This window comes from Tropicimonas sediminicola (assembly GCF_900188335.1).
In the GTDB taxonomy this organism is placed as follows: Bacteria; Pseudomonadota; Alphaproteobacteria; order Rhodobacterales; family Rhodobacteraceae; genus Tropicimonas; species Tropicimonas sediminicola.
Genome location: NZ_FZOY01000004.1, coordinates 333233 through 354473, shown reverse-complemented (window position 1 = coordinate 354473; position 21241 = coordinate 333233). Strand labels below are relative to the sequence as shown.

General features: G+C 68.5%; 18 protein-coding genes and 1 tRNA gene. 5 read left to right on the top strand and 14 right to left on the bottom strand.

Annotated elements, in window-relative coordinates:
• Window positions 1-122 precede the first annotated feature (122 nt).
• The 4 genes from CHB86_RS12695 to CHB86_RS12680 all read right to left on the bottom strand — a co-directional run bounded on the left by CHB86_RS12695 (window position 123) and on the right by CHB86_RS12680 (window position 4716).
• Entirely contained in the window at window positions 123-1661 is a 1539-nt protein-coding gene (locus CHB86_RS12695) for a putative bifunctional diguanylate cyclase/phosphodiesterase (protein ID WP_089233421.1), read from the bottom strand.
• A 93-nt stretch (window positions 1662-1754) separates the two neighbouring features.
• Window positions 1755-2600, bottom strand: a complete 846-nt coding sequence (gene ttcA, locus CHB86_RS12690; RefSeq protein WP_089233420.1) for a tRNA 2-thiocytidine(32) synthetase TtcA — start codon at window positions 2598-2600, stop codon at window positions 1755-1757.
• Between the two features lie 45 nt (window positions 2601-2645).
• Window positions 2646-4055, bottom strand: coding sequence for an FAD-binding oxidoreductase (locus tag CHB86_RS12685; RefSeq protein ID WP_089233419.1), 1410 nt, complete (start codon window positions 4053-4055; stop codon window positions 2646-2648).
• A 22-nt stretch (window positions 4056-4077) separates the two neighbouring features.
• Entirely contained in the window at window positions 4078-4716 is a 639-nt protein-coding gene (locus CHB86_RS12680) for an arylesterase (protein WP_245837932.1), read from the bottom strand.
• Between the two features lie 64 nt (window positions 4717-4780).
• Here CHB86_RS12680 and CHB86_RS12675 point away from each other — a divergent pair, with 64 nt between their 5' ends.
• Window positions 4781-5482, top strand: coding sequence for an ABC transporter ATP-binding protein (locus CHB86_RS12675; protein WP_089233418.1), 702 nt, complete (start codon window positions 4781-4783; stop codon window positions 5480-5482).
• Entirely contained in the window at window positions 5479-8013 is a 2535-nt protein-coding gene (locus tag CHB86_RS12670; protein ID WP_089233417.1) for an ABC transporter permease, read from the top strand. The genes CHB86_RS12675 and CHB86_RS12670 overlap by 4 nt, the downstream gene beginning before the upstream one ends.
• 18 nt (window positions 8014-8031) lie before the next feature.
• Here the strand turns inward: CHB86_RS12670 and CHB86_RS12665 are convergent, their stop codons facing one another.
• On the bottom strand, window positions 8032-8928 hold the full coding sequence (locus CHB86_RS12665) for an isopenicillin N synthase family dioxygenase (protein WP_089233416.1): 897 nt from the start codon (window positions 8926-8928) through the stop codon (window positions 8032-8034).
• Window positions 8929-9277: 349 nt separating this feature from the next.
• Here CHB86_RS12665 and mnmH point away from each other — a divergent pair, with 349 nt between their 5' ends.
• On the top strand, window positions 9278-10345 hold the full coding sequence (gene mnmH, locus CHB86_RS12660) for a tRNA 2-selenouridine(34) synthase MnmH (RefSeq protein ID WP_089233415.1): 1068 nt from the start codon (window positions 9278-9280) through the stop codon (window positions 10343-10345).
• Here mnmH and selD read toward each other — a convergent pair.
• Window positions 10329-12506: a selenide, water dikinase SelD gene (gene selD / locus CHB86_RS12655; RefSeq protein ID WP_089233414.1), complete on the bottom strand. Its 2178-nt coding sequence runs from the start codon at window positions 12504-12506 to the stop codon at window positions 10329-10331. The genes mnmH and selD overlap by 17 nt on opposite strands.
• Before the next feature lie 150 nt (window positions 12507-12656).
• Between selD and CHB86_RS12650 the strand changes: the two genes are divergently transcribed.
• Window positions 12657-12733, top strand: a tRNA-Met gene (locus CHB86_RS12650).
• Window positions 12734-12950: 217 nt separating this feature from the next.
• Here CHB86_RS12650 and gndA read toward each other — a convergent pair.
• The 6 genes from gndA to CHB86_RS12620 all read right to left on the bottom strand — a co-directional run bounded on the left by gndA (window position 12951) and on the right by CHB86_RS12620 (window position 18076).
• Entirely contained in the window at window positions 12951-14360 is a 1410-nt protein-coding gene (gene gndA, locus CHB86_RS12645; protein WP_089233413.1) for an NADP-dependent phosphogluconate dehydrogenase, read from the bottom strand.
• Between the two features lie 81 nt (window positions 14361-14441).
• A complete protein-coding gene (locus CHB86_RS12640; protein ID WP_089233412.1) occupies window positions 14442-15404 on the bottom strand; it encodes a pirin family protein in 963 nt (320 codons plus the stop codon).
• 35 nt (window positions 15405-15439) lie between these two features.
• Window positions 15440-16117, bottom strand: coding sequence for a cupin domain-containing protein (locus CHB86_RS12635; protein WP_089233411.1), 678 nt, complete (start codon window positions 16115-16117; stop codon window positions 15440-15442).
• A gap of 43 nt (window positions 16118-16160) precedes the next feature.
• Window positions 16161-16460 carry a GNAT family N-acetyltransferase gene (locus tag CHB86_RS12630; protein WP_089233410.1) on the bottom strand — a complete coding sequence of 100 codons (300 nt, stop codon included), beginning with the start codon at window positions 16458-16460 and terminating at the stop codon, window positions 16161-16163.
• A gap of 35 nt (window positions 16461-16495) precedes the next feature.
• A complete protein-coding gene (locus CHB86_RS12625; RefSeq protein WP_089233409.1) occupies window positions 16496-17116 on the bottom strand; it encodes an alpha/beta hydrolase in 621 nt (206 codons plus the stop codon).
• A 27-nt stretch (window positions 17117-17143) separates the two neighbouring features.
• Window positions 17144-18076, bottom strand: coding sequence for a VOC family protein (locus CHB86_RS12620; RefSeq protein ID WP_089233408.1), 933 nt, complete (start codon window positions 18074-18076; stop codon window positions 17144-17146).
• Between the two features lie 115 nt (window positions 18077-18191).
• Here CHB86_RS12620 and CHB86_RS12615 point away from each other — a divergent pair, with 115 nt between their 5' ends.
• On the top strand, window positions 18192-19106 hold the full coding sequence (locus CHB86_RS12615; RefSeq protein WP_089233407.1) for a LysR family transcriptional regulator: 915 nt from the start codon (window positions 18192-18194) through the stop codon (window positions 19104-19106).
• A 138-nt stretch (window positions 19107-19244) separates the two neighbouring features.
• On the opposite strand, the gene CHB86_RS12610 is transcribed toward CHB86_RS12615, so the two are convergent.
• Both CHB86_RS12610 and CHB86_RS12605 read right to left on the bottom strand, forming a co-directional pair.
• Window positions 19245-19523: a DUF6525 family protein gene (locus CHB86_RS12610; protein WP_089233406.1), complete on the bottom strand. Its 279-nt coding sequence runs from the start codon at window positions 19521-19523 to the stop codon at window positions 19245-19247.
• A 121-nt stretch (window positions 19524-19644) separates the two neighbouring features.
• On the bottom strand, window positions 19645-20841 hold the full coding sequence (locus CHB86_RS12605) for a GTP-binding protein (protein WP_089233405.1): 1197 nt from the start codon (window positions 20839-20841) through the stop codon (window positions 19645-19647).
• Window positions 20842-21241 lie beyond the last annotated feature (400 nt).

The following is a 21241-nucleotide window of genomic DNA, read 5'->3' as shown; positions in this document are numbered from 1 at the left end:
CGGGGTTGGCGCCGGTTCAATCCGGCGCGGGCCGAAACGTCAAGCAGAATCCCGTTTTTCAAGCCCGCGCGGGGCTGCGACCATCCGGCGACGGTGCGGCAGTTGCACCCCGATCGGCCGGATCAGCTCGTCGGGCGTCCGATCTGCGGAGTGTGGCCGAGCTTCGCGAGGTGCCGGTCCATCCAGCCCATGGTTTCCTCGAAGGGCATCGGCAATGCGACGCCGAAGCCCTGGACATGGCCGCAGCCCAGTTGCGCCATCATGGCGTGTTCGCCAACGGTCTCGACCCCTTCGGCCAGCGTGTCCAGGTCGAGTTGATCGGCCAGAGACAGGATCGCGGCGATCATCTTTTGCTGGCTCTGGTCTCCGTCCACGCGGGCGACGAAGGAGCGGTCGATCTTGATACGGTTCACGGCGAAACGCCGGATATTGCTGATCGAGGCATGGCCGGTGCCGAAATCGTCGAGGTCGATCTGGCAGCCCAGGGTTGCAAGCGCCGCGATGTTGGCGGTGATCGTGTCGTTCGAGCTGTCCGCGACCACGGTTTCGAGCACCTCGACATTGAGCCGGTCCGGGGTCAGGTCGAACCGGTCGAGCTCCCACTTCATCTTGTCCACGAGGCGCGGGTTGCGCAGCTCGGCGGCCGTGAAGTTGAGCGCCACGCGCGGCACCCGGTACCCCGCCTTGTCCCACATGCGCAGCGCGGTCAGGCTGCTGAAAAGCATCACCTCGCCGAGGCGCTCGAGGAGCCCGGCGCTTTCCGCCGCCTCGAGGAAATCCGCCGGCAGCAGGGTGCCGCGCGTGGGATGGTCCCAGCGGGCCAGCGCCTCGAAGCCGGACACGAGGCCGGTGTCCGTGGAGATTTGTGGTTGAAACCAGGGACGGATCTCGCCTTCGTCGAAGGCGCGCGCGATCTCTTCCGACAGGGAGTGCCTGTTTTCGATCGCTGCGCTCATCTCGCGGGAATAGGCCCTGATCTGAGAGCGGCCGGCGCGGCGGGCCGCGTCCATCGCGATCTCGGCGGCTTCGAGCATCGCCTCTGCGTCCCGTTGTGGTGCCCGGCGCGCGAGGCAGAAGCCGATGGAGGCGGAAACGTGCACGGTCGTCGCGTCGAGACTGATCGGTTCGGCGATCGCCGTCTGGATGCGCTCGCAGACCCGAAGGCCAACCTCCATGTTCGCCTGCCGCACCGGGCCGAGCGCAAGGCCGAAGCGGTGTTCGACCAGCCGGGCTGCCACGTCGCCGGGGCGAATGGCGCCGTGGATCCGGTCCGCGGTGCGGCGGAGCACTTCTTCAGTGCCGGCGCTCCCGAGCGCCTCCGCCACCTCGGCGAACTCGTCGAGCTGGATCACGAAGGCGATGGTCGATTGCCCCTGTCCCTCGTAGTGCGACAGGAAATCCTGCAGCGTGTCGAGCAGGTGCGTGCGGTTGGCGAGTCCGGTCAGCCCGTCCAGACGCTCGAAATTGCGGTCCCCCTCGAACAGCCCGCCCAGCATGAGCACCATGGGAAAGGTCACCGCGGTGATCATCAAGACGCCCTCTCCGCCGAACCAGTAGCCGCCGAACATCAGCGCCGGGACGAAGGCGAGCGTTTGTGGGCGGATAAAGGCGTGGTTCAGCCGCCGCCGGATCTGGCGTAAGCGGAGTGCGGGCCGTTTCATGCGACATGTTCCTCGGTTTGGCTCTTCGCCGGTCGGGAACGACGCTAGAGGATGCGACTCAGCATCCCCTTAATGCGAGTCCGGAATCTCGGTTCAATTTTCGTCGATTTGTCCGGACTTGCGGGAAAGCCCTGCGAAATCGAAGAGTTCCGGGTCGAGCAGGTGCGAGGGGCGCGCGTTCATCAGCGCCCGGAACATCTTTTGCCGGCGGCCGGGGTGGTTGGCTTCCCAGCCGTCGATCAGCGCCTTGACCTGCTGGCGCTGCAGCCCGTCCTGGCTACCGCAAAGGTCGCAGGGGATGATTGGGTAGTTCATGGCCCGGGCAAATTTCTCGCAATCCTCCTCGGCCACGTGGGCCAGCGGACGATAGACGAACAGGTCGCCTTCCTCGTTCACCAGCTTGGGCGGCATGGTGGCCAGCCGGGAGCCGTGGAAGAGGTTCATGAAGAAGGTCTCGAGGATGTCGTCGCGGTGGTGGCCGAGAACGACCGCCGAGCAGCCCTCCTCGCGGGCGATGCGATAGAGGTTGCCGCGGCGCAGGCGAGAGCAGAGGGCGCAATAGGTGCGCCCCTGGGGCACCTTGTCCATCACGATGGAATAGGTGTCCTGATATTCGATCCGGTGCGGCACACCCATGCGCTCGAGGAACTCCGGCAGCACCGTCGCCGGGAAACCCGGCTGCCCCTGGTCGAGGTTGCAGGCGAGGATATCGACCGGCAGAAGCCCGCGCCACTTCAGCTCGTAGAGCGCGGCGAGCAGCGTGTAGCTGTCCTTGCCGCCGGACAGGCAGACCAGCCAGCGGGCGTCCCGCTCGATCATGCCATATTGCTCGACCGCCTCGCGCACGTTGCGCACGATGCGTTTGCGGAGCTTCTTGAACTCCGTTGTCGAGGGGGCGCCGTGGAACAGCGGGTGGATATCGTCGAGATCGTCGAACATGGGGCTGCTATGTCAGATACCGCGTGCCGAGGGAAGCCGTGGCAATCAGTCTGGGATCACCTTGCCGGGGTTCATCAGGCCCTGCGGGTCGAGCGCGGCCTTGAGCTGCCGCATCACGGCGAGCGCCGCGGGGTTCTTGCGCCGCCGCATGGAGGCGAGCTTCGACTTTCCGATACCGTGCTCCGCCGAGAAGCTGCCGCCGAGGGAAAGGGCCACGTCCTCCACTGCCTCCAGAACCCGGTCCAGCAGCGCGGGATCGTCGCGGGATGGCCGGGCGGTGTAGTGGACGTTGCCGTCGCCGAGGTGCGAGACCCAGAGCGCTGTAACCTCGGGGTCGAGCCGGCGCAGGCGCTCGGCGATCTGGTCGAGAAACGCCTGCACCGCGTCGACGGGCACCGAGACATCGGCGTTGACGAAGGGTTTGCGGCTGAGCGCGACTTCGGCAACGCCTTCGCGGATCGCCCAGAACGCCTTTCGCTGGGCCGCGTTCATGGCGATGACGGCATCCAGCACGTCGCCCTCCTCCATCAACTCGCCCAGCATCTCCTCGAGGCGGCTGACGACGGGCAGGGTGCCGTCGGCGCCGGGAGTGGCGTCGCGCGGCGCGGTGGCGCCGATCTCGAGCAGGATGTTGACGGCGTGGGACTCGGCGAAGGGTGCGCGCAGGGCGTCGAAATGGGTGACGATCGTGTCGAGCGTGTCTCCGGGGAGGTATTCGAACGCTTCCACCGCGCCGCCGGTCTCGGATTGCAGCCGGTTCAGCAGGCCGAGCGCGGCGTCGAGCGAGGGCATCGCGATCATCGCGGTGGCATGGGCGACCGGCGCCGGGACGAGCTTCAGCGTTGCGGCGGTAATGATGCCGAGCGTGCCCTCGGCGCCGATGAACAGATCCTTCAGATCGTAGCCGGAATTGTCCTTGTGCAATGCCGTCATCAGGTCCAGCACCTCGCCCGACGGCAGCACGACCTCCAGCCCCAGGCAGAGCCCCCGGGTGGAGCCGTGGCGCAAAACGTTGGACCCGCCGGCATTGGTCGAGAGACAGCCACCGATCATCGCGGAACCGCGCGCGCCGAAGGTGAGCGGGAAGGCGAGACCGTGTGCGGCGGCGGCCGTGTGCAGCGTATCGAGCACCACGCCGGCCTCCACCACGGCGATGCGGGCGCTGTCGCGGATCTCCCGGATCGCGGACATTCGCTCCAGCGAGATCATCAGCGCCCCCGGCGCGTAGGTGCCGCCGCAGAGCCCGGTGTTGCCGCCGACGGGGACCACCGGCGTGCCGGTCTCGGCCGCCAGCCGCACTGCCGCCGCGACCTCCGCCGTCGATCCGGGGCGCAGCACGGCCAGCGGTTCGGCGGCATAGACGCCGGTCCAGTCGGTCGCGTAGCGGGCCGTCTCCTCGCCGGTCAGGACATTGGGCGCGCCCAGCACGTCGCGCAGCCGTTCGATCAGGGTCATGCCGCTTTCCTCCCTGCCGCGTCTAGTTCGACGCGGTCTCCACGCGCCCGATCAGCGCTTCCACCCGGGGTCCGAGCGTCGCGACGATCTGCGCCACGCCCTCCGCATTGGGGTGCAGCCCGTCGGGCTGCATGTACCGGCCCATCGCCTGCGCGTCCGACGGATCGCCGGTGAGCCCTTCGAAGAAACTCGGCGCCAGCAGCGCGCCGAACTCCTCGGCGAGCTCGGGATACATCGTGTCGAAGGCCTGCTTGTAATCCGGCCCGTAATTGCCCGGCGCCTGCATCCCGACCAGCAAGACAGAGACATCGGCCTCGGAGGCCGCTTCCAGGATGCCGCGCAGGTTGCCGCGGCTGCTGGCCGGGTCGATGCCGCGCAAAAGATCGTTACCGCCAAGCGCCACGATCATCGCGTCGACCTCCGGCGTGAGCGTCCAGGCCACCCGCGAAAGCCCGCCTGCCGTGGTGTCGCCCGAGACCCCGGCATTGATCACCGTCACTTCGTGGCCGCGGCTCTCAAGCCAATTCTGTAACTGCGGGACGAAGCCATCCTCGGGCGGCAGGCCGTAGCCCTGGGTGAGGCTGTCGCCGAGCGCGGCGAGTGTTACCGGTTCCGCCAGGGTGGCTGTTGGCAGGGCCAGGGCAAAGGCAAGGCCAGGCAATGCCTTGTTCGCCCGGGCCAAGGCCCCATATCGAGAACCGTGCACCCAGACGGAGACCCGCCCGATGCCAGACCCGATTCTCTCCCTCAGGGACGTGACCCTTGCGCTCGACGGCAATGCCGGTCGGGTGGAGATCCTGCGGGGCATCTCGCTCGATGTCGCGACGGGCGAGACGCTGGGGCTGATCGGGCCAAGCGGTTCGGGCAAATCCTCTCTCCTCATGCTCATGGGCGGGCTTGAGCGCGCGACCACCGGGACGATCACGGCGGCCGGCCATGACCTCTCGGCGATGGGCGAGGACGCGCTGGCCCGCTTTCGTCGACATCATATGGGGGTAGTCTTCCAGAGCTTCCATCTGATTCCGACGATGACCGCGCTGGAAAACGTGGCGACGCCGCTGGAACTGGCCGGGGCGGGCGATGCATTCGACCGCGCCGAGCAGGAATTGCGGGCGGTCGGGCTGGGAGATCGGCTCGATCATTACCCGGCACAGCTTTCGGGCGGCGAGCAGCAGCGGGTGGCGCTGGCTCGTGCCGCTGCGCCGCGTCCGCGCCTGCTGCTGGCCGACGAACCCACCGGCAACCTCGACGGCTCCACCGGCGAGGCGATCATGGAACTGCTGTTCGGCCTGCGCGACCGCCATGGCGCGACCCTGGTGCTGGTCACCCATGCGCCGGAACTGGCGGAGCGCTGCGACCGGGTGCTGCGGCTGGTCGACGGCCGGCTGGACGGCGCCGCCGAGGCCGGCGCGAGGGCGGCGGAATGAGTCTCTCCACTGCCGCGAAGATCGCCCGGCGGGAGCTGCGCGGCGGGATCTCCGGCTTTCGCGTGTTTCTCGCCTGCCTCGCGCTGGGCGTGGCAGCCATCGCCGCCGTCGGCTCGGTGCGGACCGGGATCGAGGCCGGTCTGGCGCAGGAGGGCGCGGTGCTGCTCGGCGGCGATGCCGAGATGTCCTTTACCTATCGCTATGCCGACGACGCCGAGCGCGCCTGGATGGAGGCGCAGGCGGAGACAATCTCCGAGGTGGTCGACTTCCGCTCCATGGCCGTCGTGGGCGAAGGGGATGGTGAGGAACGCGCGCTGACCCAGGTGAAGGGCGTCGACGATGCCTGGCCGATCTACGGCACAGCCGGGCTCGCCCCCGACATGCCGCTCGATCAGGCGCTGGCGGTCGAGGGCGGGCTGCCCGGCGGGGTGATGGAGCGGGTGCTGGCCGAGCGGTTGGGGCTCGACACCGGCGACGTGTTCCGCCTTGGCACCCAGGAGTTCCGGCTGGCTGCGATCCTGGAGCGCGAGCCGGACGACGCGGGCGACGGCTTCGGCCTTGGCCCGCGCACGCTGGTCCGGACCGAGGCGCTGGCCAATTCCACCCTGCTGGAACCCGGGACGCTGTTCGAGACCCATTACCGGCTGGCATTTCCCGAAGGCACCGACATCGAGGCCGCCAAGACCGAGGCGCGCAGGCTTTTCCGGGACAGCGGCATGCGCTGGCGCGACAGCCGCAACGGCGCGCCGGGCGTGGCCGCCTTCGTCGACCGGCTCGGGGCGTTTCTGGTGCTGGTGGGCCTTGCCGGGCTGGCGGTCGGGGGCGTCGGCGTCTCGGCGGCGGTGCGCGCCTATCTCGACGGCAAGCGCGAGGTGATCGCGGTGCTCAAGACCCTCGGCGCCGACAGCCGCACGATCTTCGCCGCCTACCTGATGCAGATCGGCGCGCTGTCGATCCTCGGCATCGCGCTCGGGCTGATGCTGGGCGGGCTTGTACCGCTGATCTTCGCGCCGGTGATCGAGGCGCGCCTGCCGGTGCCCGCGAGCTTCGGGATCTATCCCGGCCCGCTGGCCGAAGCCGCGCTCTACGGCGCGCTGACGGCGCTGATCTTCACCCTCTGGCCGCTCGCGCGCACCGAGGAGGTCCGCGCCGCCTCGCTGTTCCGCGATGCCGTTTCCGGGCGCTGGCGGCTGCCCCGCCCGGCCTTTCTCGTCGTGACCGCCCTGCTGGTGGCGCTGCTGGTCGGCGCGGCGGCGTGGTTCTCGGGCGTGCCGGAGCTCGCCTTCTACTCGGCGGCGGGGGTGGCGGGATCGCTGCTGCTGCTGGTGCTGGCCGCCACCGGGATTCGCCGCCTGTCGCGGCGGCTGGCGCGGGCGCGCGCCCTGCGCGGCCGGACCGCGCTGCGGCTGGCGCTCGGCGCGGTGGGCGGGCCGGGGGGCGAGGCGACCTCGGTGGTGCTTTCGCTCGGCCTCGGCCTCACGGTGCTTGCCGCCGTGGGGCAGATCGATTCGAACCTGCGCGGCGCCATTGCCCGCGACCTGCCCGAGGTCGCGCCCTCCTATTTCGTGGTCGACATCCAGCCCGACCAGCTCGACGGATTCCTCGAGCGGGTCGAGGGCGATCCGGGCGTGACCCGTGTCGAGACCGCGCCGATGTTGCGCGGGATCATTACCCGCATCAACGGCCAGCCGGCGCGCGAGGCGGTGGGCGACCACTGGGTGCTGCGCGGCGACCGGGGCGTGACCTACTCGGCTCGGCCGACGGAGCAGACAACGGTCACCGCCGGGGAATGGTGGCCGGAGGATTACACCGGCCCGAACCAGGTCAGCTTCGCCGCCGAGGAGGCCGAGGAGATGGGCCTGCAACTCGGCGACGCGATCACCGTCAACATCCTCGGCCGGGACATCGATGCCGAGATCACCAGCTTCCGCGAGGTCGATTTCTCGACTGCCGGCATCGGCTTTGTCATGTCGATGAACCCGGCCGCGCTGGCCGGCGCGCCGCACAGCCACATCGCGACGATCTATGCCGCGCCGGAGGCCGAAGCCGCGATCCTGCGCGACCTGGCGCGCAGCTATCCCAACATCACCGCGATCCGGGTGCGCGACGCCATCGACCGGGTGACCGAGGTGCTGGCCGGGATCGCGGCCGCCATCACCTATGGCGCGGCGGCGACGCTGGTGACGGGTGTGATCGTGCTGATCGGTGCGGCGGCGGCCGGCGAGCGGATGCGGGTGTTCGAATCGGCGGTGCTCAAGACGGTCGGCGCGGCGCGCGGCCAGATCCTCGGCTATTTCGCAATCCGCTCTGCGCTGCTCGGGGCGGCGGCGGGGATCGTGGCGATCTTCTGCGGCGGGCTTTCCGGCTGGGCGGTGACGACCTTCGTGATGGAAACCGATTATGCCTTCGAGCCGGTCTCGGCCCTGCTGATCGTCACCGGCGGCGTGCTGGCGACCCTGCTCGCCGGGCTCGCCTTTGCCTGGCGGCCGCTCGCGGCGCGGCCGGCCCGGGTGCTGCGGGCGCGGGAGTAGCCGCGCGCGCCCGACCGGTCAGGCGTTCGCGTGCCGCCCGGTGGCTTCGGGCGCCCAGGCTTGCAGGCTGCTGCGCTCGCTCTGGTGAACTTGCGGCGCGCGCTTCTCTGGACGCAGGAAGAACGCTACCGACCGGCGATCCTCGCGCGGGGGCAGGACCCGGTGCAGCGGTGCGGCATAGCGCCCCCCGGACCAGTCCTGCAGGCAAGTGCCGACATTGACCACGATCGCTCCCGGCACATGCGGCACGTCGATCCAGTCGTTGGCCTCCGCGGACCAGACCTGCAGCCCCGGCTCGTCGTCGGTCAGAAGCAGCGTGAGGGCGTCCTGGTCGACATGCGCCCCGGCGCCCATCTCGCCTTCGAGCCCGCGCGCGGGCGGGTAGTGCATCAGGCGCAGGCTCGCGTCCGGCTTGCGGAACCGCGCGTCGAACCAGCCCTCGGGAAAGCCGAGATCGGCGGCGATGGCCCAGTGCAGCGCCAGAGACAGCGCCTGTGCGGCGCCGAAGTATTTCAGCATGACATCCCGGAAACCGGGCATGTCGGGCCAGACATTCGTGCCGCGATAGGGGGTGCCCCAACGCATCTGCGGCGCGTTGCCCAGCGTTTCCGGGCCGATCCCGAAGGTTTCCCGCCGGTCGGGATGCGGGCTGTCCGCGGTGCTGCTCTCGGTGCCGATCTTGGACCAGCCGCGATCCTTTGGCCGCGATGGCAGCGCAAGCGTGCGTTTCTCTGCCTCGGTCAGGTCGAACAGCCCGTCGGCCGCGGAAAAGACGGCGGAAACCAGCGCCGGGTCGATACGGTGGCCGGTCAGCAGGAAGAAGCCCGGCGCCTTGCAGGCCGCTCCGAGATCCGCGATGAAACCTGACCTGTCGCTTCCGGTCGAGAAACGCCTCCAGTCGAGTGTCGGGATCATACGGGAGCCTCCTCTGTCCGCCGTTGGACCTGACGCAATCCGGACAGCGAGTGGCGGCAGGCAGGAAGGGAGTTGTCCCGCCCGCCGCGGTCGGCCTTTCGGCCGAGTGTCACTAACGGAGGTCTACTGACGCGCTGTCCTCGTACGCACCAAGTCTATGCGCTCAGGATAGCGCAAACGGCGCGATTTGAGGCAATCGGAAGTCCTCCGGCCGAGGCGGAATTTTCGCACGGCCCTCAAGTTGTGCAGGTCCGCCCTTGTATGGCGCACACATTGGGCGAAGTTTGTCCGGCGCGGACGCGTCAGGATCGCTTTTGTCCGCCTCGAAGCTGCGCTAGATACCCCTGACATGGCCCATGACCTGCCCGATCTTTCCCGCCCGCTCGATCTGCCGTTCGACACGGTGATCGACGTGCGCTCGCCGGCCGAGTTCGCCGAGGATCACGTGCCCGGCGCGATTTCACTGCCGGTCCTGTCGAACGAGGAACGGGCCGTCGTCGGCACGATCTACAAGCAGGAAAGCCCGTTCCGCGCCCGCAAGGTTGGGGCCGCGCTGGTCGCGCGCAATGCGGCCGGCCACATCGAGGGTCCGCTGGCGGAGAAGGACGGCGGCTGGCGGCCGCTGGTCTATTGCTGGCGGGGCGGGCAGCGCTCGAATTCCTTCGCCTCGATCCTGAGCCAGATCGGGTGGCGCGCCGACGTGCTCAAGGGCGGCTACCAGAGCTACCGCCGCGCGGTCGTTGCCACGCTCTATGACCGGCCGCTGCCGCACCGGCTGGTGCTGATCGACGGCGACACGGGCACCGCCAAGACCGAGCTGCTGCACATGGTGGCGGCGCGCGGCGGGCAGGTGCTGGACCTCGAAGGGCTGGCCAATCACCGCGGCTCGGTGCTGGGGCCGCGCCCTGGCGGCCAGCCCAGCCAGAAGATGCTCGAAAGCCGGTTGGTCGAGGCGCTCGCCGCGCTCGACCCTGCCCGCCCCGTGCTGGTGGAGGCCGAGAGCAGCAAGGTGGGCGACCTGCTGGTGCCGCCGTCCATCTGGAGCGCGATGCGCGCCGCGCGTCGCATCCGGATGCAGGCCAGCGTGGAGGACCGCGCCCGCTACCTTGCGCGGGCCTATTCCGACATCTCGCAGGATCGGGAGGACCTCAAACGCATCCTGGGGCAGCTCGTCCGTCTGCAGGGCCGCGAGCGGGTCGCGGAATGGCAGGGGATGGTCGATGCCGGCGCTTTCGAGGCGCTGGCCTTCGAACTGGTCACGCGCCATTACGACAGCCGCTATGCCAAGTCCCGCAGCGACGCGGGCGAACCGGCGGCGCGGCTCGACATCAGGCTCGACCCGGACGGGCTGGCGGGGGCGGCGGACCGGTTGTTGCCACTGGTGGACGAGGTCGCGGCGCTCACGTCACCGCAATGAACGGCGGGCCTTCCACGATCCGGCCGATCCGCGCGGCCGGAAAGCCCGCCGCGTCCAGCGCGCAGAGCAGCTCGGTGGCATCGGCCTCGGGCACCGCAGCCAGCAAGCCTCCCGCCGTCTGGGGATCGAACAGAAGGTCGGCGCGCGGCCCCTCGGGCAGGACCATCCGCCCGGCGACCTCGCGGTTGGCCGGGAACAGCGTGGAACGCACACCGGCCCCGGCGAGCTCTTCCGCGCCCGGGTAGATCGGCACCGCCTCGAGCGTGATCTCGGCGCCGACGCCCGAGGCCTCGCAGATCCCCATCAGGTGCCCGGCGAGGCCGAAGCCGGTGACGTCGGTCATCGCATGGGCACCGTCCAGGATCGCGGCCGCCGCGCCCTGCGGCCGTGCCATCGAAGCCAGCGTGGCCAGCACATGGCGCCCCTGCGCCTTGCCCTGCATCTCGCCTGCCAGGACCGTCCCGGAGCCGATCGGCTTGGTCAGCAGCAGCACATCGCCGGGCCGCGCGCCCGCCAGCGTGATCGGCCTTTCCGACGCGAGCCCGGTGAGGGTGAAGCCCACCGTCAGCTCCGCGCCGACGCTTGTGTGCCCGCCCACAAGTTCCGCGCCCTCGGCCCGGAACACCTCCGAGGCGGTGTCGAGGATCTCGCGCAGCGTCGCCTCCTGCATCTCGTCGCGCATCCGCGGCAGGGTAATGCTGGCCAGCGCCGCCTGCGGCCGGGCGCCCATCGCCCAGATGTCGCCGAGCGCGTGAACCGCGGTGATGCGGGCCAGCGCGACCGGATCCTCGGTGAAGGCGCGGATATGATCGGTGGTCAGGACCTGCCGCGCGTCGCCGATTGCCAGCACCGCCGCGTCATCGCCGGGCAACGAGAGCACGTCGGACCGCTCGGGCGGCGGCAAGCCCGCCAGCGCCGCACGGAGCCGCGCCCCTGCCACCTTGGCCCCACAGCCACCGCACAGCGGCTTGTCTCCCAGCACGGCCTCGACGCCCTTTGCATGGACAGGCGGCAGCGGCGGCGGCGCCATCGCCGGCAGGTCATGAAACTTGCGCATGAAACTGCGGTCGATGTGATCCTTCCAGCGCCAGAGCCAGCCGCCCGAGACGGTGATGCCGTTCTTGTCGGCCACCGCTTCCTTGCCGCCCATGGAGATCAGCTTGAGGTAATCCTTCTGGGGCCGGAAGCGCCGGGGCCGGGTCCCGGCAAGTTCCGCGCGCAGGTTGGCGAACAGGATCGGCGCGGCGCGCACCGCGTAGACCCCGGCCTTGGGGCGCGGCGCGAACCCGAGATGGGCGCAATCCCCGCAGGCAAGGATCGCCGGGTCCGAGACGCTCCGCAGCGATGCATCGACGGTGATGTAGCCCTCGTGAAGCTCGAGCCCGGTGTCCGCGATCCAGCCATGGGGCCGCGCCCCGGCAACCCCCAGCGTGAAACCGGAGGGAAGCGTGGTGCCATCCCCGAGCCGGACTGCGTCCCGCGCGACCTCGGCCACCTCGACATGTTCATGGAGCGCGACGTATTCATGTGCGAGACGGTCGAGCAGAAGGTTGCGCGTCCGTCGCGGCATCCCGTCCAGCGCCGACCCGGCATCGACCAGCCCCAGCCGCGGCTTGGCTCCAAGGGTCCGCAGCCGATGGCTCATCGCCAGCGCCAACTCCACCCCTGCCACGCCCGCGCCGATCACGCAGGCCTCCGGCGTCGCATCGCCAGACGCGACCTCCGCGCACCAGGCCCGCCAGGCCTCCGCGAACCGGTCGAGCGGCTTTGCGGCGATCCCGTGCTCGGCGAACCCGGGCAGGTCCGGCATCCGGGTGTGGATGCCGATGTCGATGGAACAGATGTCGTAGCGGACGTCGGGGTGGCCGGCGAGCTTCACTCGCCGCGCCGCCCGGTCGATACCGACAGCCGCTCCGGCCACGATCCGCGCGCCGGCAAAGCGCGCCAGCTTCACCAGGTCGATTTCCAGTTCATCAAGCCCGTAATGCCCGGCCACATGCCCCGGAAGCATCCCGGAATAGGGCGCTGTGGGGCCCGGGTTGATCAGCGTCACGCGCACGCCCGGCAACGGGCGCATCCCCCACATGCGCAGGACCAGCGCATGGGTGTGCCCTCCACCGATCAGGACGAGGTCGCGGGTCAGGGGCAGGGCGGCGTGCATGGGCTCTCCTCGGGCTTCGGCGCATATCAAGCGAAGCCCGGTTCAAAGGTAAAGGGCAACCCGCGCAACGCCCGTCCGGCAGTGCCGGAAAATGGGCCGAATCCGCTTGACGCCCCGCGCCCCGTCCATTAAGTCCCGCCCACGCTTCGGGGCGGAGTAGCTCAGTTGGTTAGAGCAGCGGAATCATAATCCGCGTGTCGGGGGTTCAAGTCCCTCCTCCGCTACCAAAATTTCCCCATCATTCGAGTGGTGTTCACCGGTTCCTGTCGGGATCGGCGCTTCGACCCGCCCGTAGTGGCGGCGCGTCGGGTCGTTCTGCATTCGCAGCATGGAGGCCCCGTCGGGCGAGAGCCGCGTGAAAGGGGCGGAGCGACGAGGCATTCCGCTCCGGCCTGTTGAGATCGGTTGGCGGCCTCCCGGACAGCGCCCTGAAACAAGACCGGTTCAGCTGCTGCCCCATGGGCCGTGATGCGCGCCCGCGGCATCGATCCGTTCGAAGCCGTGGGCGCCGAAGAAATCTCGTTGCGCCTGAAGCATGTTGGCGGTCGAGCGCTCGGTGCGGATCATGTCGAAATAGCTCAGCGCGGCGGAGAGGGCGGGCATGGGCAGGCCGTGAAGCGCGCCCGTCGACACGACCTTCCGCAGCGCACCGTGGTTGCGCGCAACGAGATCGGCGAAATAGTCCGCAAAGATCAGGTTGCGCTCGGGCTCGCCGCGCAGGGCCGCGGCCATGTCGTTCAGCATGTCGGACCGGATGATGCAGCCTTCCCGCCAGACCTCGGCGATCTCGGGCATCGGCAGCGCCCATCCGTGCTGCGCCCCGGTGCGCGCGAGCAGGTCGAAACCCTGCGCGTAGCACATGATCTTGCCCGCGATCATCGCGGCTTCGAGGTCGTCCAGCGAGAGCGTGCCGTCGGGCAGGGACTGGGGCGCCGCGCCGAACAGTTCTTGCCCGGCGCGGCGGGTTTCCAGTGCCGCCGACAGGTTGCGCGCCGCGACGGCCGCCTCGATCACCGGCACCGGTGCGCCAACCTGCTGGCTCTCGATCACCGTCCAGCGCCCGGTGCCCTTTTGTCCGGCCCGGTCCAGGATGACGTCGAGCATCGGCGATCCGGTTTCCGGATCGAGGGCGGCCGAGACCCTGGCCGAGATTTCCACGAGGTAGGAGCGAAGCGGGCCATCGTTCCAGCGACCGAAAACCTCGCCGCATTCGGCTGCGGAGAGGCCCATGCCATCGCGCAGCACGCCGTAGGTCTCGGCGATGAGCTGCATGTCGGCGTATTCGATGCCGTTGTGGACCGTCTTGACGAAATGGCCGGCACCGCCCTCGCCCATCCACGTGGCGCAGGGCTCTCCCTCGTACTTGGCGCTGATCGCCTCGAGAATGTGCGAGACCCGGTCCCAGTTGGCGCGGTCCCCGCCGCCCATGATCGACGGCCCGTGCCGTGCGCCCTCCTCGCCGCCAGAGACACCGATGCCGAGATAAGGCACACCCTGCGCCACGGCCTCGGCGGCGCGGCGGTTGGTGTCGTGGAAGTTGGCATTGCCGGCGTCGATGATCAGGTCGTCCGGCCCCAGCAACGGGCGCAGGGCCGCGATCTGCGCCTCCACCGCTTCGCCTGCTGGCACCATGAGAATGATCGCGCGCGGCTCTGCCAGCGAGGCGACGAAATCCTCGAGCGAGCGGGTCGGCGTGATCCGCTCTGCCAAGGGGCCGGCCTCGGCCAGGAAACCGTCCACCCGAGACACCGTGCGGTTGAAGACAGAGATCCGGAACCCCTTCTCCGCGATGTTAAGTGACAGGGCCGCGCCCATGGTGCCAAGGCCGATCAGGCCGATTTCGGAAAGGTCCATCTTGCCCTCGTTCCGTTTGAATGTCCGGTCTTGCTGGCAGCCGGCAGGGGGGCTGAAATGGCCCGCCCGCCCGCGCCATCCCTAGCGCTTGATCCTGAGCCGATCCAGTTCGGGGGAGATTGGAATGAACTCCTCCGCATCCCCCGGCGGCAGGTGGAACGGTCCCTTCTCCCAATCCGCCGCTTTCCAGGCTTCCTTGGCCTCTTCGATCCGGTCCGGCGAGGACGAGACGAAGTTCCACCAGACATAGCGCGGCCCGTTCAGCGTCTCGCCGCCAAGCGCCATCAGCCGCGCCCCCTGCGAGCCCGCCCGCACCGATAGACGGTCGCCCGGACGGAAGACCATCATCTGGCCTGCCTCGAAGCTCTGCCCGGCGATCTCGATGGAGCCCTGCGTCACGTAGATACCGCGATCCTCGTGGTCATCCGGCAGGGGAAACTGCGCCCCCGGGGCCAGGGTGACATCGGCGTAGAAGATCTCCGACTGCATGGTAACGGGCGAGCGCTCGCCCCACGCGGTGCCGAGAATGAGCCGCGCCTGCGCGCCGCCCTCGTTCAGGTCCGGCAGGGCGCCTGCCTTGTGGTGCTCGAAATCCGGCGCCATGTCCTCGCGGTCCTCCGGCAGAGCGACCCAAGTCTGGATGCCGAACAGCTTGTGCCGCGTGGCGCGGGTCTCGGCGCTGGTGCGCTCCGAATGCGTCACGCCCCGCCCGGCGAGCATCCAGTTCACCTCGCCGGGATAGATCATCTGGTGCGTGCCGAGGCTGTCGCGATGCTCGAACTCGCCCTGGTAGAGATAGGTCACCGTGCCGAGGCCGATATGCGGGTGCGGGCGCACGTCGATGCCGCCATCGGTGATGAACTCTGCCGGGCCCATCTGGTCGAAAAAGATGAAGGGGCCCACCATCTGCCGCTTCGGCGAGGGCAGGGCCCGCCTTACCTCGAAACCGCCGATATCGCGGGCGCGGGGGATAATGAGCGTCTCGATCGCATCGGCGCTGACGTGATCGGGGCAATCCGGGGCGAGGGTCGGGTTCCAACTCATGGGTCTGGTCCTTGTCTCGGGGAAGGGGCTAAGGGTCAGGCTTCGGGCGCGCGGACATCCAGAAGATGCCCGGTCTTGATCCAGAGCCGCGCGCCCTCGGGGCCGGCGGTCAGGGCAATGTCGTGGCCGTCGGCACGGCGGATCCACGTCCAGGGCGAGAGCGCCGCGCCGTCCAGGCGCAGGCTGCCGGAGAGCAGCAGGATCTCCGCACCGCCCTCCGCCATGACGGCCGCGGACGTCCCGGCCGACCATTGCTCGATCCGGACATCCTCGTGCGCGTCGCGATAGAGCGGCGAGACCGCGACGCCGGGGCGGGACGCGTCCGCCACGCTGCCGAGCTTGCCGGTCGCCACGCGCACATGGGTGCGGTCCTCCGGCTGGAACTGCCAGAGCTTCACGAAGATCACGCAGCCCGGCTTCGAGCCCGGCGTGTGGCGCGAGGTCGGCGGATTCCGGATGTAGGCGCCTTCCGGGAAGGCCCCGTGCTCGTCCTCGAACACGCCGTCGAGCACGATGAACTCCTCGCCGCCGCCGTGGGTGTGGGGCGAGAAGTGGCTGTCGGGAGCATAGCGCACGATGGTCGTGGCGCGCGCCACCTCGTCGCCGATCCGGTCGAGCATCATCCGGTCGACCCCTGGCATCGGCGAGGCGACCCAGCGGTTGTCTTCTGGCCGGACGATGACATCCTGGGTGAAATCCGCGTTCAGGCTCATGGGGCGTTCCTTGATTTCTGGCGTGCAGTTTGCGGGGCCGGGATCACCACTGGATGACATCCGCCAGCGCCTCGCGCCGCTTCTCGGCATAGGCGCGCACGAAGGGGCAGAGCGGCACGATCCGCTGGCCCGCCACGCGGGCATCCGCGATCAGGCGTTCGGCGAGCGCCGCCGCGACGCCCTTGCCGCGCATGGTGTCGGGCACGCCGGTGTGATCGGCGATGATGAGCTTGTCCGTCACCTTGGAGAGCGTCAGTTCGCCTTCGCCTTCCACCCCGGCGACCCTGGCGGCATAGCGTGCCTTGCTGTCGGTATCCGTGCGCGTGATCGTAATGCTTTCCATGACCAATTTTCCTTGTTGAAATGCCGCGGCCAGCTTCAGGCCGCGGTTTTCGCCTGGTTCAGAAACAGGGCGAGCGCGTCGATTTCCTCGGGGCGCACCTCGTGGCCTCCGTCGTGAATGCGGGTCGAAACCGTTGCGCCTTGCTCGGAGAACCAGTCTATCAGCTCCTCGCTCATCGGCCATGGACATATCGGGTCGCGGCGCCCGGCCGTGACGAGCAAGTCGCGCCCCGCCAGCGCCGGAACCGGTTCTGGTGTCCACGGGATCAGCGGGTGCAGCAGCCCGATCCGGTCGAACAGCTCCGGATGCTTGAAGGCGACCGCGGCAAGGATATTGGCGCCGTTGGAATAGCCGAAGCCATAGACCGGCGAGCCGGGGTTGGCCTTCCGATGGGCGGCCACGAAACCGGCCATCTTCTCGGTCCGCGCCGCGAGATCCGCCATGTCGTAGACGCCCTCGCCGGTCCGCCGAAAGAACCGCGCCGCGCCCCTTTCGGAAACGTCCCCACGGGGAGAGACGACCCCGGCCTGCGGCATGAGTTGCCGCGCGAGGCCGAAGAACTGGTTTTCGTCGCCGCCCGTGCCGTGAAAGGCAAAGATCAGCGGCGCGCCGGGCGCGGGCGCGTGAACGAGCGCCGTGTAGGCATCTGTCGACATGGCGACCTCCTTGGTGTTGCGCTTGATCTAGTCCGAGATCGGGACCAGTCCCGCCTCGATGCGCGACCGGATCGGCTCGTAGCGCGTGGGCAGCTTCAGCGCCTCGCCCAGATGCGCGGTGTCTTCGTCCCGGTCGAAGCCGGGCTCGTTGGTGGCGACCTCGAAGAGGATTCCGCCGGGGGTGCGGAAATAGATCGCCCAGAAGTAATCCCGGTCGATCACCGGCGTGACCTGGTAGCCGGTGTCCATCAGCGCCTTGCGCACCTCCAGCTGCGCCGCACGGTCCTCGACCGCAAACGCGATATGATGCACGGAGCCCGCGCCTTGGGACGCGACCCGCGCAGTCGGAATGGCCTCGATGTCGATCGTGTCGGCTGGGTTGCCACCCTCGATGACGTAGCGGGTCAGATTGCCCGAGGTCTCGGCCTTCTGGTAGCCCATGAACTCCAGCAACTCGCCTGTGGCGGCGGCATCCCGAAGCCGGAAGCGCGCACCGTGAAAGCCCAGAACCCCTGTTTCCTCCGGCACATCGCCACCGGTCCAGGGCGTGCGGCCGCGCAGCGCGTCCTCGACCAGCGCGAAGCTGTCGCCATCGGGGCCGTCGAAGAGCAGACGGTCCGCACCAAAGGCGCTGTCCTCGGACAGGCCGGTTGCGCCGTGCGTCGAAAGCCGCTCCTTCCAATAGCCGAGGCTGCCCTTCGGCACGGCAAACTCGGTCACGCCGACCTCACCGATCCCGCGCCGTCCCGGCGGCGTCTGGCCGAAGGGGAAGTAGGTCATCACGCTGCCGGGTGTCCCGGCTTCGTCGCCGTAATAGAGGTGGTACACCTCCGGCGCGTCGAAGTTGACGGTCTTCTTCACCCGCCGCAGGCCGAGCGTCTTCGTGAAGAACGCGTTGTTGGCATTGGCATCTCCGGCAAGCGAGGTGACGTGGTGCAATCCCTTGATCTGGTCGATCATCGTTCGCGCCTCTCTGGTCCTGTTCATTGCGTCGGGACAGATTTTGGCACGAATGTTCATTGAGACAATCGGCATCAATATTGCCTAATCTATTGCGTCAAGCGTAATAATAACCATGGACGATCTCGGCCCGATCCGGGTGTTTCTGGAAGTTGCCCGCCAGAGCAGTTTCACCGGCGCCGCGCGGGTGCTCGGCACGACGCCTGCCAGCGTGACCCGCGCGGTGGCGCGGCTGGAGGAGGCTCTGGGTCAGCAGTTGCTGCTGCGAACCACCCGCAGGGTGTCGACAACCAGCGCCGGGGCGATGATCGCCGCGCGCTACACCGGGCTGCTGGAAGAGTTCGATGCGGCGACCGAGCAGATCCGCCAGGAAAGCCTGCCGGATCGGGGCCAGTTGCGGCTGAATGCGCCGATGTCGCTGGGGCTGCGCCTGATGCCCGGACTGGTAGAGAGCTTCCGCCTGGCCTACCCGCATGTGCAGTTGCAGATCCGCCTGACCGACCGCCTGATCGACATCATGGAAGAGCCATGCGACGTGGCGATCCGGATCAGCCAGGCGCCTGCCGACAAGTCGACCATCTGGCGCAAGATCTGCGAAGTGCCCCGGCACGTGGTGGCCGCGCCCGCGCTGTTCGAACGCGTTTCCCGGCCGCAGACACCCGACGAGATCGACCGGTTCTCCTGTCTGTCCTACGGCGATACGTCCGAGCCGGAGACATGGACCTTCCAGAAGGACCGAAGCCGGCGGCAGGTGCAGGCGCGGGGGGATGTGATCTCCAACAACGGGGACCTGCTCTACGAGTTGGTCCTGAAGGGCGGGGGCATGGCGCTCCTGCCGGATTTCATCACGTCGGAAGGAGTCGCCTCCGGCGCTGTCGAGACGGTGCTGGACGACTGGCCCGTGCCGATGCTGTGGCTCACGCTGTTCTACCCGCCCTACGAGAAGCTTCCGCCCCTGGTGGCGACCTTCACCGACTTCTTCGAGGTCTACCTGGAGGAGAACGCATCCGGGGCGTTTCGATGGAGCTAGGAAGCAAGATCATCGGGTAGGGCGTCCATTGGCTGCACGAGATCCCGCCGGATTGAAACCTGTCCGTGCAATGGCGCGACTGGCCAAACGGCACCGGGGCGATGCGTACACGGTGTTTTGCGCTGCGCTCTCAGCGTTCTACCGCGTGGCCGACGGGTGGTTCTCGCCCCAGACCTTGCGCGCATCCCGAGCTATGAGCGTCTCCTGCATTCGGTCCAGCTCGTCGATGGCCTGCGCCTTGTCCTTGGTGCGGGACAGAGCTCGCTCAAAGGCGCGTTGGGCCGATTTCGGCCGCCAGGGCAGGAGCGCCGAGGCCAGCCATGCCCGAACCTCCGGCGAGAGCCGGTCGTAGTCGCGCATGGGATCGCCCGTCCGGCGCTTCCTGGGGAGACGTGTCGCGCCACGATTGCCACGCATCAGAGGTCCCCTGCCGGATTGGGGCTTCCGGCGGCGTCGCAAGAATGGGCAACGACGGCGCGCCCCGCCTTCGGGCGCGCATTCGGTAGAGGTGACCAGTTTCGGAATCCGGGCCACGCCATCAGCGCGGCCCCCAATGCGGGAACGGATCGGGCAGCGCTTCCCAGGCCGCAGGTGTGAAATCCCCGGCGTCGAGCAATGCAGCGTTCAGGGTGGCGCAGATCGCTTCCCGGTCGAGCCCGACGCCGATGAAGACGATCTCCTGCCGCCGGTCTCCCCAGGGTTCGGCCCAGTGGCGGGCGATCTCGGCTTGCGCCTCGGGATGCGTCGGCAACCTGTCTTCCGGCACCGAGGCCCACCAGCGCCCCAGCGGCGTCACCGAGGACATCGCGCCGGCGAGGCTGAACTCCACCGCCCAGTCCGGCCGCGAGGCGATCCAGAAGTGGCCCTTGGCGCGGATCGTACCGGGCAGCGGGCCGTTCAGCGCCGCGTGCAGCCTGGCGGGGTCGAAGGGCGCGCGGGCGTGGTAGACGAAGGAGGTGATCCCGTATTCCTCGTCCTCGGGTACATGATTGGCAAAGCCGTAGAGCTCCTTGGCCCACATCGGGTGCTCATGCGCGCTGTCGAAATCGAACAGCCCGGTGTCGAGGATCGCGCTCGCAGGCACGTCGGAATGGTTGGTCTCCATGATCCGGGCGTCGCCGTTCAGGCTGCGGATGATCGCGCGCGCGGCCTCGGTGGCGGCGGGGCCGGCATCGGCCACCTTGTTCAGGATCACCACGTCCGCAAACTCGATCTGCTCGGTCAGCAGCGTCACAAGGCTGCGGTCGTCGCCGTCGCCAAGGGACTCGCCGCGATCGCTGAGGAAGTCATGGCTGGAGAAATCCTTGAGCAGGTTCACCGCGTCGACCACGGTCACCATCGTGTCGAGCCGGGCGACATCCGAAAGGCTCTGCCCGGCCTCGTCGCGAAAGTCGAAGGTGGCAGCGACGGGCAGCGGCTCGGAAATGCCCGTGGATTCGATCAGCAGGTAGTCGAAGCGCCCCTCTTCGGAAAGCCGCCGCACCTCCTTCAGCAGATCGTCGCGCAGCGTGCAGCAGATGCAGCCGTTCGACATCTCCACCAGGGTTTCGTCGGAGCGCGACAGCTCGCTGCCCTGGCGGACGAGGTCGGCGTCGATGTTTACCTCCGACATGTCGTTGACGATCACGGCGACGCGGCGGCCGTCGCGGTTGTTCAGCACGCGGTTGAGCAAGGTGGTCTTGCCGGCGCCGAGGAAGCCGGAGAGGACGGTGACGGGAAGGCGGGTGTCGGTCATGGGCAGGTCGTTCCGATGTATGCGGGGGATCGCGATGGCGTGTCTTGGTTCATGGGAGGGGCGCGGCCCCTGTGCGGGTGGCGGGCGTCTGCCAGCCTCGAGGTGTCTCATGGAGATCCTCTGTTGATTAGTTATGATATAACGTATCAGTGGTTGTCCAGAGGTTGATACATCATAACATTGAGGGCGATGTGCGGGCTTATCCGCTGCCTTTGAAAGCCTCTGTCGTCAGACTCGAAAGGTTCGCCGGTCTGGGCGCGTCATCTGCAAGGTTCGACATCCCGTCAGCACCTTCACTGGTCGCGATGGGCGTGGGGTTGAGTGGGGGGGCGATTGAACGTCCGAACTCAAGCTCCCCCGACGGTGCTCCGTATGAAAAGCATCCTCATGCTGAGGCCTC